Genomic DNA, 13,076 nt, shown 5'->3' with positions numbered 1-13,076 from the left:
TCCAGCAGGTAGAACACCGGCTTCCAGTACACGCCGGTGGCTTCCATGCCGACCACGGTGATGCCTTCGGCGAGCAGCCAGTCCCGCATCGCCAGCAGCCCCGAGGTCACCGCGGAGAAGGTCCGCACCTCACTGCGGCGCCTCTTGCCGGTGCCACTGGGCACGCGGATGCACACCTTCACGTCGACCTTGCTGATGTCGATCCCCGCGCAGCGTTCGTGGATCACTTCCATCCCGTCGGCACCCCCTCCTGGTATCGGCCGCGAGCACGCGACCGTCCGGCGGGGGTCCGGCAGGCGGAAGAGTCTGATTCACGTGCTCGGAGCAACACATCCGGGTGCCTGTCGGTGGACCCCCAGCGTCCTACTGACCCACGGGCTCGGAACGCGCCAAGGCGTCACGACGTCCGCCGGACGACCACGCACCGATTTTCACGCACACAGGGTGTCGCCGTCAGGCGACCGGATTACTGACCCCGGAGTCCGCCGGGGTCCGCAGCCCGCATCCGTCGCCTGGACGGTCGCCTGCGACGGGCGCCTCGACGGGCGCGGGCTCCGGCAGGCCGCGCCCCGCCCCGCGGCCCTGGCCCGGCCAAGGACCGGGCCATCTGCCCGGCCGCTGCGCCGGCCGAGGATTTGTCGGGGCGTCGGCACGGGCGGATGCTGGTGGATGTACGTACGCCTGTAAGGAGGCCATCGTGGCATCCACTCATGTACGCCAGGCCGCGCAGCACAAGAGCGGCATCCACGTCGTACTGGACGAGCACCTGCCCGTCGACCACCGCCTCAACCAGGTCTACCGCGTCGGCGCCGGGATCATGGGGCTGATCCTGCTCGCCTTCGGGATCCTCGGCCTGACCCACAACCTCGGGTTCTTCGACACCGGCAACAACGCCGTCGGGGGCCTCAACACCAACGGCGCGCTGAGCGTGCTGTCCATCTGCGTCGGACTGCTGCTCTTCGTCGGCATGGTCATCGGGGGCAACTTCGCCTCCACGCTGAACATGGTCCTCGGCATCCTCTTCATCCTCAACGGCTTCATCGGCCTCGGCATGCTGGAGACGGAGTACAACTTCCTCAACTTCCGGATCCAGAACGTCCTCTTCAGCTTCGTCGTCGGGATCATGCTGATGTGGTTCGGGATGTACGGGCGCGTCGGCAGCGCCCTCCCCCACGACAATCCGTACTACAGGGCACGCCACCCCGAGGAGGCAGCCGGGGCGGCGGCCGGTGAGGCGCGCGCCCGCCAGGGCTAGTCTGTGCGCATGCCCCGTTACGAGTACCGCTGCCGCACCTGCGACGACACGTTCGAGGTGAGCCGGCCCATGGCCGAGTCCTCCGCCCCCGCGGCCTGCCCCGTCGGCCACGAGGACACCGTGAAGCTGCTGTCCGCCGTCGCCGTCGGCGGTACGCGCACGCAGTCGGCGCCCGCCCCGGCCGGCAACGGTGGCGGCGGCGGATGCTGTGGGGGCGGCTGCTGCGGCTAGGTGCTGTCGGACCTCTGCCCGCTCTGCACGCTCCGCCCGCGCAGGGTGGGAAGCCCGGCGGCAAGTGCCGCCAGTGAGCGCTCCAGCGTCGGCAGCAGCTCGGGGCAGGCCGCGGCGATGTCCGGCTCCTGGGCGTAGAGCTCCCTCATGACGGCCGGCGGGGTGGAGAGCGGGTAGAGCACCCCGGCGAGTGCGGCGGCAGCCGAGATCAGCTCCGCGCCCTCGCTCGCGTCCAGCTCGGGATGGGCGTCGGCGACCCGTGCACCGAGCCGGCCGACGACGGCGATCACGTCCCGTTTGAACACGCGGGCCGCCTCCAGCGAGACGTTGTGCTCCAGGGTGAGGGCGGTCTGGCTCAGCAGATCGCAGAGGAACGGCCGCTCGGCCAGGGTCTGCGCAAGTGCCGCGACGACACCGTCGGCGGCCCCCGCGCCCCCTGAACCCGCCCCCACGTCCCCGAGTAGCTCGGTGAGCGCGCGCTCCCAGTCCGCCCAGGCCTCCGCGGTGAGCTCGAGAAAGATCTCCTCGCGGGTCCCGAAGTAGCGCACCACATTGGATTTCGCGAGCCCCACGGCCAGGGCGACGCTGCCGAGCGTCACATTGCGGACCCCCGACTCCCTGCCCAGCGTGCGCGCCGCGTCGAGGATCGCCTCGCGTCGCTGCTGCTTCTGCTCCGGCCGTCGGGCGCGGACGAATCCCACGTGCTCATGCTCCATGACGCTGACAGCATACGAGACGAGGACATTTAAGAGGCCCGCGTTCCTTTATTAAGAGGATGCTGTTCTGTTAGCCTGCTCCCGTGAACGTTCTCCTCTTCGGCGCCTCCGGCATGATCGGCCAGGGCGTACTGCGCGAATGCCTGCTCGACGCCCAGGTCACGTCCGTCGTCGCGGTCGTACGCCGGCCGCTCGGCTTCACCCACCCCGAGCTCCGCGAGATCGTCCACCAGGACTTCACCGACTTCTCGTCCCTGGCCGGGCAGTTCGAGTCCGTGGACGCCTGCTTCTTCTGTCTGGGGGTCTCCTCGGCGGGCAGGAGCGAGGAGGAGTACCGCAGGATCACGTACGACTACACCCTCGCCGCAGCCCGGGCGCTTCCCACGAACCCGTCGCTGACCTTCGTCTACGTCTCGGGCGAGGGCACGGACAGCACGGAGAGCGGCCGTTCGATGTGGGCGCGGGTCAAGGGACGCACGGAGAACGAGCTCCTCGCGATGCCGTTCCACGCCTACATGTTCCGCCCCGGCTACATCCAGCCCCTGCACGGCGCGACCTCGAGAACCCCCCTGTACCGCTGGCTGTACGTCGGCCTCTCCTGGCTCTATCCGCTGCTGCGGCGGGTCCTGCCCAGGCATGTGACGACCACCGAGAACCTGGGCCGCGCCATGCTCGCGGTCGCGCGCCCGGGCGGCGCCGGGGAACGCATCCTGTACAGCCCGGAGATCAACCGTGCGGCGGCCCAGGCGGCCGAGGGGCGCAAGAGCGCCGGGCGCTAGGGCCTGTCCTGTGGATCAGGCCGGATGCGGCTTTGGGCTCCTTTGGAGCCCGTGCGGCGATCGAGGACGGACACCCGGGCCCACCCGGCGGTACCCGGGGGGCCCAGGTGCCTCAGTGTGTCGCCGCCGCGCCCGCCGCGTGCGGCGCCGGGGCCGGCGCCGGAACCGTGGGCACCGGTGCGGTCAGGTCCGGGGTCGCCGTCGTCGTGAAGCGCCGCAGGATCTCCTCTCCCGCCGTGACCCCCCGCTCCGGGAGCACGGTGACATGCGGGGCGGTCCAGCCCGCGTCGGCCAGTTCGCCGTGGCCCGGGCGCCACGCATGGTCCGCGGTCAGCAGCAGGTCGGCGTCGAGGAGCGAGTCGCCCGCCGCGAGGACGCGCTCGGCGCCAGTGCGCCGGACGACCTCGTGGACCGCCGCGCTCTTGGTGAGCGGCTTGGGCACGGCGTAGATCTTGCGGCCCTGCAGGGAGACGGTCCAGCCCTTCGGCTCGGCCCATGCGGCCAGTTCTTCCGTCCAGCCCTCCGGCAGCAGCGAGCGGTCGACGACCAGATACACGAACAGGTCCTCGGCGACCCGCTCCTTGAGCAGCCACGCCGGGTCGGCCGCCGCCAGCATGTGGGCGCGGACCTCGTCGAGCGAGGCGCACTCGCTCGCGAGCCGGGCCGCCACCGCCCGCTGCCAGTCGCGGTCGGACTTGCCGTCGACGAGCAGATGGCCGCCGTTCGCGCAGATCGCGAAGGCCGGTGTGGGGCCCGGCAGATTGATCCTGCGGTACTGCTTGCGCGTCCGCGTCGTCGTGGGGACGAAGACAGCGGTACGGGCCAGCTCCGCGAGGAGCCCGGCGGCCGTCTCGGTCATGAAGGACAGCGGCCTGCTCTCGTGCACCTCGACGCAGAGCAGCCGGGGCGCCTCGGCATCGGGCACCGTCAACTGCAGTGCGGCCGCCGAGTAGATGAGCGTACGGTCGAGATCGCTGGCGATGAGGGAGAGGGTCACTGGCCGGCCACCGCCCTGCCGTCGGCGCCGGTCGCGCCGCGCGTGTACTGGGGGTGGATCAGCCCGACGCAGGTGTACGGGAGGTCGTCGACCTCCTCGACCGGTACGCCGCGGTGCTCGGCCAGCAGCCGTACGTGGTCGAGGTCCGCGCCCGCGCCCCGCTTGGCCAGGATCTTCCAGGGGACGCGGCGCAGCAGGACCCGGGTGGTCTCGCCGACGCCCGGCTTGACGAGGTTGACGTCGTGGATGCCGTACTCCTCGCTGATCCGCTCCACGGCGGCCCAGCCGGCCCAGGTGGGCGCCCGGTCCGCCGACAGCAGCTCCTTGACCTCGGCGTCCACGGCGTCGGCGACCTCGTCGAAGCGGGCCGCGACGGTGTCCAGGAAGTGGCCGGAGACATCGGCCCCGGCGAGCTCGCGGTAGTACTTCGCGCCGTGGAAGTCGTTCGGGCCGACCAGGTCGGCGCGCAGCACCGTACGGGAGATCAGCCCGGAGACCGTGGAGTTGAGGCACGCGGAGGGGATGAGGAAGTCCTCGCGGGTGCCGTACGTACGGACGCAGCCGCCCGGGTCGGCGAGGACGGCGATCTCGGGGTCGAAGCCGTCGAACTCGCCGAGTGCCACGGCCAGTTCGCGGGTGATGGCCCCCTTGCCGGTCCAGCCGTCGACGAACACGACGTCGGCCGGGTCGTGGTGCGCGGCGAGCCAGCGCAGCGCATTCGCGTCGATGCCGCGGCCGCGGACGATCGACACGGCGTAGTGCGGGAGGTCCAGGCCGCGGCGGTGCCGGGCCCAGCGCCGCATCAGTACGCCGACGGGCGTGCCGGCGCGGGCGAGCGAGACGAGGACGGGGCGCGCGGACCGCTCGGCGAGCACGGTCTCGGTGACGGTGCCGACGGCGCGGGCGATGCGGGCGGCGGAGGTGTCGAGCGCGGCACGGAACAGCTCCTGGTACTGCTCGCTCGGCTGGTACTCGACGGGCAGCGACTCGGCGTAGTGCGCGCCACCGCTCTGTATCGCCTCCTCGCGCTCCTCCGTGGGCGCTTCGAGCTCAACGTCCGAGAGGTCCTGGAGCAGCCAGCCGACCTCGTCGGGGGCGTAGGAGGAGAAGGCGGGTCCTCGGAGCGGCTCGGGCAGCATGGATTCCCTCTCGGGAGTTTCAGGGGCGGGGACGTAGCTGGGGACGACGGCGAGCACGACGTGCGGTATGTGCTCGGCGAGCCGTGCCAGCAGCCCGTCGGGGGCGTGCAGTGCCTCCGTGTCGGCGGTGGAGTCGACGACGGCGACGACCGCGTCGAAGCCGCCGCCGGCCACGTTGTAGGCGTACCGCTCGCCGGGCCCGTCGGCCGGGTCGTCGTGGGCCGGGAAGACCAGCCTGCTCCGTATCGCATAGCCGGGGTCGTCCACGGCGAGGACGGGCGACCGGGTGGTCGTCGAGCAGCGGACCTCGCTCGTGCCCAGGGCCTCCAGCGCGTGGGCGAGCCGCAGGGGCGCGTACATCAGTTCCTCGCAGCCGAGCACGAGGACCCGCTCCGCAGGGCCGGCCGCGTCGGCGATCCGGGCTGCCATCGCCGGCAGCTCGGCCTCCAGCGCGACGCGGTCGGCGGGGGTGAACCCGTGCCGTCCGCCGTCGGGGACGCCGGCGGGCCAGCCGAGCTCGACCCGTACCGCCCGGTGCGCGGGCGGCACCGCGGTCCCGGCCGGCACCGCGGTCCCGGGGAGCGCCGCGGACGGCCGCTCGGGGGTCTCCCCGGACGCCCGCTCGTGGGCGGCCACCAGTGCCTGCCCCTTCTCCAGCACCCCCTCCGGCAGCAGCACCGTGCCCTCGGCCGTCGCCACCAGGTCGATCCGGGCGCCGACCTCCTTCGCGAAGTCCTCCAGGCGGCCGGCGTCGGCCTCCGAGCGCATGTCGACCAGGGCGACGACCACGTACCGCTCGCGGGGGTGGCGCTCGTGCAGGTCGCGGATCGTGTTCAGCACGGTGTTGCCCGTGGAGAACTCGTCGTCGACCAGCACCAGGGGGCCGGCACCGGCCAGCAGCTTGGGGTCCTCCGGGAGGAGCAGATGGGAGGTGGCGTGGGAGTGGGACTCCTCGAAGCCGCCCGCCGGGGCGACGCCGGCGACGGGGCGGCGCGTGGAGTGGAGGTAGGGCGCGAGGCCGATTCCGTCGGCGACCGAGTGTCCGAGGCCGGTCGCCGTCTCCGCGTAGCCGAGGACCACCGAGCGGGCGGCCTCCTCGTCGCCGAGCAGCTCGCGCACCCGCACACCGAGGGCGAACCCGTGTCCGTACACGGCAGCCGGGCTCTGCGGCACGTGCTTGCCGAGCACATGCGACACCAGCAGGTGCGCCCGCTTCGGGTTGCGCCGCAGGGCCAGGCCCAGCAGGTCCTTCAGCGCGTCGTCGCCGACGAGCTCGACTCCCAGCCGCTGGGCGACCCAGCTACCCGACCACACCACCGTCGTTCCGCTCTCCTTCGTCCCTGTCGCTCTGATCGTTTCTGTCCTCTTCGTCGTCCGCGTCGTGTGCCGCGCGGTGTGCATCGTCTGTGTCGTCCGCGTCGTCTCCGCCATCAGCTTCGTCGTCTTTGCCCTTCCCGTCGCCCCGGCATCAGCCGGCGAGCCCGGCGGTGAGCAGTTCCACGAATCCGACGTCCTCGCGTGCGACGCCGAACACCTCGGCGCGCTGGAGCGTGCGCTCCGCCCAGGCGCGGTGCGGCTTCACCTCGTTCATCTTGTTCGTGTACGCCGACCGCATCACTCCTCCGCCTCCCCGCTCCGGGCGAAGGATGTCCTGCGCGTCGCTGAACTCCTCATGGCTGACGACCGACAACGCGTGCACGGGCAGCACATGGGAGGGGTGGATGCAGGTCTTGCCGAGCAGACCATTGGCCCGGTCCAGCTCGATCTCCAGCAGCAGCCCGTCGAGGTCGTGCTCGATCAGTGCCGTACGCAGCTTCTCGGCCCGCACCTCGAGGAAGGGGCTGCGCCGGAGCTGGGGCTTGAACATGCGCTCCTGGAGCCGGAAGTACTCCCACACCGGGCCCGTGATGGTGAACCCGGTCCCGTCGGCGCGGCCGAGCACATTGACGACGTCCGCGATGACGTTGGCGACGATCTGGACGTCGTACGCCGTCATGTCGGGCGAGCGGCGCAGCCCGTACGCCGAGCAGAAGTCGGTGACACCGAGCCGCAGCGCGAGCACCCGCTCCCGGTACGCGCCGACCGTGCTGGCGATCCCCTTGAGGGTCTCGGACCTGGTCTCGAGATGGAGCAGCTCGGGGGACTCGAGCACCGGCATGGCGAACAGCCTGCTGCCGCTCTCGGTCTCGGCCTCGACGAGAGCCTCCAGGAAGGCTCCGCCGCGCTCCTGCGTGAACTTCGGCAGTACGAATCCGGACAGCAGCCGGACCGAGGTGCCGAGGCGCCGCACGAGGTCCGGTATCTGGCCCGCCTCCCGGACCCGGATGAACAGCAGCGGCACTTCCGCGCCGCGCGCATCGAGGTCGGCGAACTGGCGGACCAGGTTCTCCTCGGCGTCCTGGACCTCGGCGTCGTCGATGGAATCCTCCAGGCACAGCACCATGGAGACCACCCCGCGGGCTGCCTGCTTCAGGACGTCGTCCGCGAGCCGGGGCCGCGTCGCGGGGCTGTAGAGCGTGGCCCCGAGGGCGGCCGCGAGCATGCGTGCGGGAGAGCCGGCATCGAACTCGCACGGCTCCTTGTGGAACAGTTCCTTGCGTGCAGTGGCCGGGATATGCCCGAAATGACGCATGTAGTCCCCCGTACTGCCGTCGCGGCCCTGTCAGTGAGGTGGCCGGTAATAGTACGTAGGTGCAGGTGTCAAGAGTTCCCCAAGTGCATGAAATCCAGGTAACTCGTCCGGTTCCGGCCCCCGACTCAGGCTGCCCGCGTCCGGGCAGGTGCATGCCCGCCCTCCCCCGCGTTGTCCGTGCGGGGGCCGGGAAGGCAGGATGACGGGCATGACGCACGCGATGCTGAAGGGCTCCAACGTTCCGCTCGGAGCGACGGCGGTACGAGCCGTACTGCGCTGGTCCCCCGGCCCCGGGGTCCCGGACGTGGACGCCTCCGCCCTGCTGCTGGGCGCTGACGGCCGTGTGCGTTCCGACGAGGACTTCGTCTTCTACAACCAGCCCCGCCACCCCTCGGGGCTGGTGCGGCTGATGCCGAAGAAGCGCGAGGCCGAGGGGCTCACGGACACCGTCCAGGCGGATGTCGGATCGCTCGACGCGTCGGTCGACCAGGTGGTGCTCGCGGCGTCCTCCGACGGCGGCAGCTTCTCCGCCGTACGGGATCTGCGGATCATGCTGTACGACGCCGGGGCGGCGGACGGCGAGCCGCTGGCCGTGTTCGACGTACGGCCGGAGACCGGCGAGGAGACCGCGATCATCTGCGGTGAGCTGTACCGGCGCGGGGACGGCTGGAAGTTCCGGGCCGTGGGGCAGGGCTACCCGACCGGGCTGATAGGCCTGGCCACGGCCTTCGGCATCTCGGTGGACGAGACCGAGCCGCAGGCGCAGCCGGAGCCGTCCGTACCGTCCCAGCAGCAGGCCCCGTCGCAAACCCAGCCGCAACCGCAGGCCGGCGCGTCGCAGACCCAGCCGCAGCAGCCCGAGACGCAGGTGCCCGCACCGACGTTCCCCGCGCCCACGTCCCCCGCGTACGGCTATCCGCAGCAGACGGCGCCCCAGCCCGCACCGCAGCCCGCCTACGGCTACCCCCAGCCGGCCTCGACGCAGCCCGCGTACGGCTATCCGCAGCCCGCCGCCGCTGCCGCGCCCGCGGCGGACCCGAACTTCCGGCTGCCGCCGATGGGCCCCCAGTTCATCCGCCAGTGACCGGCGGCATGCTCACGCCCGACGGGTGAAGGGGACGGGTGAAGGGGACGGCGGCTCGGTTCAGGCCTTGGTCTTGTAGCCGCGTCCCCACTGCAGCCCCCAGCCGTACAGGCGGTCCAGCTCCGCCTGGAAGCCGTACACGAACTTCACCTCGCGGCGCACGACCAGCTCGCCCTTGACGTTCTCCACGGTGAACACGGCGCACGAGCGGGCCTGCGGGGCTCGCTCGTCCAGTTCGATCTCCACACGCGGCCCGTTGCTCGGGTACAGCGTGACCTTTGCGTGCGTACGGTCGAAGGCCGGCGTCCGGTCGTAGATGTAGACGAAGAACAGCAGCCGCTTGATCGCGTCGCGGTGGTCGAGATTGACGAACAGCGTCTCGCCGGAGGGCGCGCCGAAGCGGTCGTCGCCGCTGAGCCTGACGTACGGCGGCTCGTTGAGGCTGCCGAAGAAACTGCCGAGCGGCTGTACGACGCCCTTGCTGCCGTCCATCAGCTCGTAGAGGCAGCCGAGGTCCAGGTCCACGTTGACGACGCCCTGGGTGTGCGCCTGGACGACCTCGGGCTTGAAGAGCTTGGAGGGATTCCGCAGCAGCCGGCCGCTCTGCTTGGACCGGCCCTCGATGTCGGAGGTCCGCATCCGCCACGACAGATTGACCCGCAGGTTGCCGGTGGCGGCGCCCTGCTTGGTGAGCGACACCTGCGGATGCCGCCTCGTCAGCTGAATCGAGTTGGTCGAAGCGCTGCCCGAGTCGAACTGCGCCACTCCCCTGCCACGCCACCAACCGTCCCAGAAGGCCATGTGCCACCCACCCCTGACTGCGCCCGGGCCGGTACGTGCCCCGGCCGGTCCCGATATCTCGCGCGACCCTGAGGACCCTGAAGCCTGTGGAGCCCCTCAGGGCCCTGAGGATTCCGAAGGCCCTGAACACCGCGCGGGGCGGCCCGGAGGCCGGTGTGCCTCCTGGCCGCCCCGCTGAGAGCGTTCCTCAAACCCTGCGGCGTCACACGTGCTCCGACGTCCGAGGCGGGCCTCAGTCCGACGCCAGCGCCTTCTCCTCGGTCTCCTCCGCCGCGAGACGCCTGTTGCGCATCACGGAGGAGGCGAAGGACCAGGCGATCAGCACGACACCGATAAGGCCGGTGATGATCTCGCTGATCTCGTGCTCGATGGTGACGAGCAGGATGACGGCGAGCGCACCGATCGCGTAGTGCGCGCCGTGCTCCAGGTAGACGTAGTCGTCGAGGGTGCCCTGGCGGACCAGGTAGACCGTGAGCGACCGGACGTACATGGCGCCGATACCGAGGCCGAGCGCCATCCAGAAGATGTGGTTGGTGATCGCGAAGGCACCGATGACGCCGTCGAAGGAGAACGACGCGTCCAGCACCTCCAGGTACAGGAACAGGAAGAACGCCGCCTTGCCGGCCAGGCCCACCGCCGAGACCTGCTTGCCCTCGGCCTTGGCCTTCTCCTCCTCCTCGTGCTCGCGCTCCTCCTCTTCCTCGAGCTTGTCCTCGAAGTAGCCGGAGAGACCGCCGACGATCAGGTACGTGATCAGACCGGCGACACCGGCGAGCAGCACGGTGGCGGACTTGTCCGCGTAGCCGGAGCTCGTGTGGGCGTGGGTCGCGAAGGTCATCGCACTGACCAGGAGGGCGATCAGGGCGATGCAGACCGACAGCATGTCGATCTTGCCGAGCTTGGCCAGCGGACGCTCCAGCCAGGCGAGCCACTTGATGTCACGGTCCTCGAAGATGAAGTCGAGGAAGATCATCAGCAGGAACATGCCGCCGAAGGCCGCGATGGCCGGGTGGGCGTCGGTCACCAGCGCCTCGTACTGCTCGGGCTCGTCCAGCGCGAGCTGGACGGCCTCGATGGGTCCGACCTTGGCGCTGATGGCGACGATGGCGACGGGGAAGACCAGCCGCATACCGAATACCGCGATGAGCACGCCGACCGTGAGGAAGATCCTCTGCCAGTAGGCATTCATCTTCTTCAAAATTCCGGCGTTGACGACCGCGTTGTCGAACGACAGCGAGATCTCGAGGATCGACAGGATCAGGACGATCCCGAACGCCTCCCACCCCCACTGCCAGGCGGCGAATGCAAGGCCGATCGCTGTAATGGCGAACGACCAGCCGAATGTTCTCAGGACCACTGCCTATCCCATCGGTTGTACGGGCCCCGTTGGTAACGGGTCTCCCCCGTGCCGCACGCGGCTTTACGAAACGTTGACCCCGAAGTCTAGAGCGATGCCCCGGAGCCCCGACGCGTACCCCTGCCCCACCGCACGGAACTTCCATTCGCCCCCGTACCGGTAGAGCTCGCCGAAGATCATCGCGGTCTCGGTGGACGCGTCCTCGCTCAGGTCGTAGCGCGCGAGCTCCTGGCCGTCCGCCTGGTTCACGACGCGGATGAACGCATTGCTGACCTGGCCGAAGGTCTGGCCGCGGTTGTCGGCCTCGTGGATGGAGACCGGGAAGACGATCTTGTCGCAGTGCGCCGGCACCGTGGACAGGTCCACGATCAGCGACTCGTCGTCACCGTCGCCCTCGCCCGTGAGGTTGTCGCCGGTGTGCGTGACCGAACCGTCCGGGCTCGTCAGGTTGTTGTAGAAGACGAACCATTCGTCACCGAGCACGCGCCCCGACTGGCAGAGCAGCGCGCTGGCGTCGAGGTCGAAGGGCGCTCCGGTGGTGGAGCGCGCGTCCCAGCCGAGGCCGACGAGGACCTGGGTGAGGTTCGGTGCGGCCTTGGAGAGGGAGACATTGCCTCCCTTGGCGAGCGTGACGCCCATGACGGTGAGTCCTCCCCTGTGGATGTACGGAACTACAGGCGCGTCCGGCGCCGCACGGATGGTGTGCGGCGCCGGCTGCTTTCTCCCGGGGACCGGCCTCCGGACCCCCGGCAGTCAGGATGTGCGACTGGCTCGGACGTACTCAGACGTTGACGCCGAAGTCCTGCGCGATGCCGCGCAGGCCCGAGGCGTAGCCCTGGCCGATGGCGCGGAACTTCCACTCCGCCCCGTTGCGGTACAGCTCGCCGAAGACCATGGCGGTCTCGGTGGAGGCGTCCTCGCTGAGGTCGTAGCGGGCGAGTTCCGTGCCGTCCGCCTGGTTCACGACGCGGATGAACGCGTTGCGCACCTGGCCGAAGGACTGCTGACGGGTCTCGGCGTCGTAGATGGAGACCGGGAACACGATCTTCTGGATGTCGGCCGGGACGCCGGCCAGGTTGACCTTGATCTGCTCGTCGTCGCCCTCGCCCTCACCGGTGATGTTGTCACCGGTGTGCTCGACCGAGCCGTCGGGGCTCTTGAGGTTGTTGAAGAAGACGAAGTTCCCGTCGGTGGCGACCTTGCCCTCGGCGTTCGTCAGCAGGGCGCTGGCGTCGAGGTCGAAGTCGGTACCGGTGGTGGTACGGACGTCCCAGCCCAGACCGACGGTGACCGCGGTCAGGTTGGGGGCGGCCTTGGTCAGCGAGACGTTGCCGCCCTTGCTGAGGCTGACTCCCACGAGTCCTCCCATGTGGTGTTGAGGGGCAGCGCCCCCGTCGTGCGTTGGCATCGGATCAACGTCTGGATCCTAGTGACGGGTTCCCTGCGGAAACAGACACATCGAACGAAGAAGTCAGAGGGTGTCGAGCGCCTTGACGTAGTCGTTGAGGTCGCGGGCGTCCGGCAGGGCATTGACGACGCTCCAGCGCACCACGCCCTCCTTGTCGATGATGAAGGTGCCGCGGACCGCGCAGCCCTTGTCCTCGGCGAAGACGTCGTACGCCCGCGAGACCTCGCCGTGCGGCCAGAAGTCCGACAGCAGGGGGTACTCGAGGCCCTCCTGCTCGGCGAAGACCCGCAGGGTGTGGATGGAGTCGTTGGAGACGGCGAGCAGCTGGGTGTCGTCGTTGACGAACGCCGGCAGCTCGTCGCGGAGCGCGCAGAGCTCTCCGGTGCACACACCGGTGAAGGCGAACGGGTAGAAGAGCAGCACGACGTTCTTCTCGCCGCGGAACTCGGAGAGCGTCACCGTCCGCCCGTGGTTGTCCTTGAGCTCGAAGTCCGGGGCCTTGGTGCCGACCTCGATCGCCATGTCCATTACATCCCTTCGGGGCTGCGAACCAGTCGGCCCCAGCCTACGCACAGGGCCCAAGGGGAGGAGGGTGCGGGGGGGGGGAGGGGAGGAGGGGGGGGGGAGGGGGGGGTTGGTGAGGTGGGGGGTGGAGAAAACAAGGGCCGGGCCGGACC

At 70.2% G+C, this 13,076-nt stretch carries 13 protein-coding genes and 1 pseudogene; 4 read left to right on the top strand and 10 right to left on the bottom strand.

Features of this window, described 5'->3' with window-relative positions; translation table 11 throughout:
• A pseudogene (locus tag ACFV9O_RS11800) lies at positions 1 to 233 on the bottom strand (IS110 family transposase); the annotation flags it as partial.
• 464 nt (positions 234 to 697) lie between these two features.
• Here ACFV9O_RS11800 and ACFV9O_RS11795 point away from each other — a divergent pair.
• Together ACFV9O_RS11795 and ACFV9O_RS11790 are read left to right on the top strand one after the other, a co-directional pair.
• On the top strand, positions 698 to 1,255 hold the full coding sequence (locus ACFV9O_RS11795) for a DUF4383 domain-containing protein (RefSeq protein ID WP_385415695.1): 558 nt from the start codon (positions 698 to 700) through the stop codon (positions 1,253 to 1,255).
• Positions 1,256 to 1,264: 9 nt separating this feature from the next.
• On the top strand, positions 1,265 to 1,486 hold the full coding sequence (locus ACFV9O_RS11790; protein ID WP_385415692.1) for a zinc ribbon domain-containing protein: 222 nt from the start codon (positions 1,265 to 1,267) through the stop codon (positions 1,484 to 1,486).
• On the opposite strand, the gene ACFV9O_RS11785 is transcribed toward ACFV9O_RS11790, so the two are convergent.
• Positions 1,483 to 2,202 (bottom strand): TetR/AcrR family transcriptional regulator, encoded by a 720-nt coding sequence (locus tag ACFV9O_RS11785; protein ID WP_385415689.1) that lies wholly within the window; start codon positions 2,200 to 2,202, stop codon positions 1,483 to 1,485. The two genes, ACFV9O_RS11790 and ACFV9O_RS11785, sit on opposite strands and share 4 nt — an antisense overlap.
• An 83-nt stretch (positions 2,203 to 2,285) precedes the next feature.
• Between ACFV9O_RS11785 and ACFV9O_RS11780 the strand changes: the two genes are divergently transcribed.
• Entirely contained in the window at positions 2,286 to 2,981 is a 696-nt protein-coding gene (locus tag ACFV9O_RS11780; RefSeq protein WP_385415687.1) for an NAD(P)H-binding protein, read from the top strand.
• Positions 2,982 to 3,093: 112 nt separating this feature from the next.
• On the opposite strand, the gene ACFV9O_RS11775 is transcribed toward ACFV9O_RS11780, so the two are convergent.
• The 3 genes from ACFV9O_RS11775 to ACFV9O_RS11765 form a co-directional block, all read right to left on the bottom strand.
• A complete protein-coding gene (locus tag ACFV9O_RS11775; protein WP_385415684.1) occupies positions 3,094 to 3,978 on the bottom strand; it encodes an HAD family hydrolase in 885 nt (294 codons plus the stop codon).
• Positions 3,975 to 6,434 (bottom strand): phosphoribosyltransferase, encoded by a 2,460-nt coding sequence (locus tag ACFV9O_RS11770; RefSeq protein ID WP_385415681.1) that lies wholly within the window; start codon positions 6,432 to 6,434, stop codon positions 3,975 to 3,977. Before ACFV9O_RS11770 ends, ACFV9O_RS11775 begins: the two co-directional genes overlap by 4 nt.
• A gap of 151 nt (positions 6,435 to 6,585) precedes the next feature.
• A complete protein-coding gene (locus ACFV9O_RS11765) occupies positions 6,586 to 7,749 on the bottom strand; it encodes an HpcH/HpaI aldolase/citrate lyase family protein (protein ID WP_385415678.1) in 1,164 nt (387 codons plus the stop codon).
• A 199-nt stretch (positions 7,750 to 7,948) separates the two neighbouring features.
• Between ACFV9O_RS11765 and ACFV9O_RS11760 the strand changes: the two genes are divergently transcribed.
• Positions 7,949 to 8,833: a TerD family protein gene (locus ACFV9O_RS11760; RefSeq protein WP_385415676.1), complete on the top strand. Its 885-nt coding sequence runs from the start codon at positions 7,949 to 7,951 to the stop codon at positions 8,831 to 8,833.
• 60 nt (positions 8,834 to 8,893) lie between these two features.
• Here ACFV9O_RS11760 and ACFV9O_RS11755 read toward each other — a convergent pair whose 3' ends face one another.
• The 5 genes from ACFV9O_RS11755 to ACFV9O_RS11735 form a co-directional block, all read right to left on the bottom strand.
• Positions 8,894 to 9,634, bottom strand: a complete 741-nt coding sequence (locus tag ACFV9O_RS11755; protein WP_385415673.1) for a Tellurium resistance — start codon at positions 9,632 to 9,634, stop codon at positions 8,894 to 8,896.
• Positions 9,635 to 9,866: 232 nt separating this feature from the next.
• Complete coding sequence (locus tag ACFV9O_RS11750) at positions 9,867 to 10,991, bottom strand: DUF475 domain-containing protein (protein WP_385415670.1); 1,125 nt, start codon at positions 10,989 to 10,991, stop codon at positions 9,867 to 9,869.
• Positions 10,992 to 11,054: 63 nt separating this feature from the next.
• Positions 11,055 to 11,630, bottom strand: coding sequence for a TerD family protein (locus ACFV9O_RS11745; RefSeq protein WP_385415668.1), 576 nt, complete (start codon positions 11,628 to 11,630; stop codon positions 11,055 to 11,057).
• Positions 11,631 to 11,772: 142 nt separating this feature from the next.
• A complete protein-coding gene (locus tag ACFV9O_RS11740; RefSeq protein WP_385415665.1) occupies positions 11,773 to 12,348 on the bottom strand; it encodes a TerD family protein in 576 nt (191 codons plus the stop codon).
• Positions 12,349 to 12,462: 114 nt separating this feature from the next.
• On the bottom strand, positions 12,463 to 12,921 hold the full coding sequence (locus tag ACFV9O_RS11735; RefSeq protein WP_385415663.1) for a peroxiredoxin: 459 nt from the start codon (positions 12,919 to 12,921) through the stop codon (positions 12,463 to 12,465).
• Between the last annotated feature and the right edge of the window lie 155 nt (positions 12,922 to 13,076).

The sequence above is a fragment of the Streptomyces sp. NPDC059909 genome, assembly GCF_042730885.1.
GTDB lineage: Bacteria > Actinomycetota > Actinomycetes > Streptomycetales > Streptomycetaceae > Streptomyces.
This window is presented reverse-complemented; position numbering and strand designations above follow the sequence as displayed.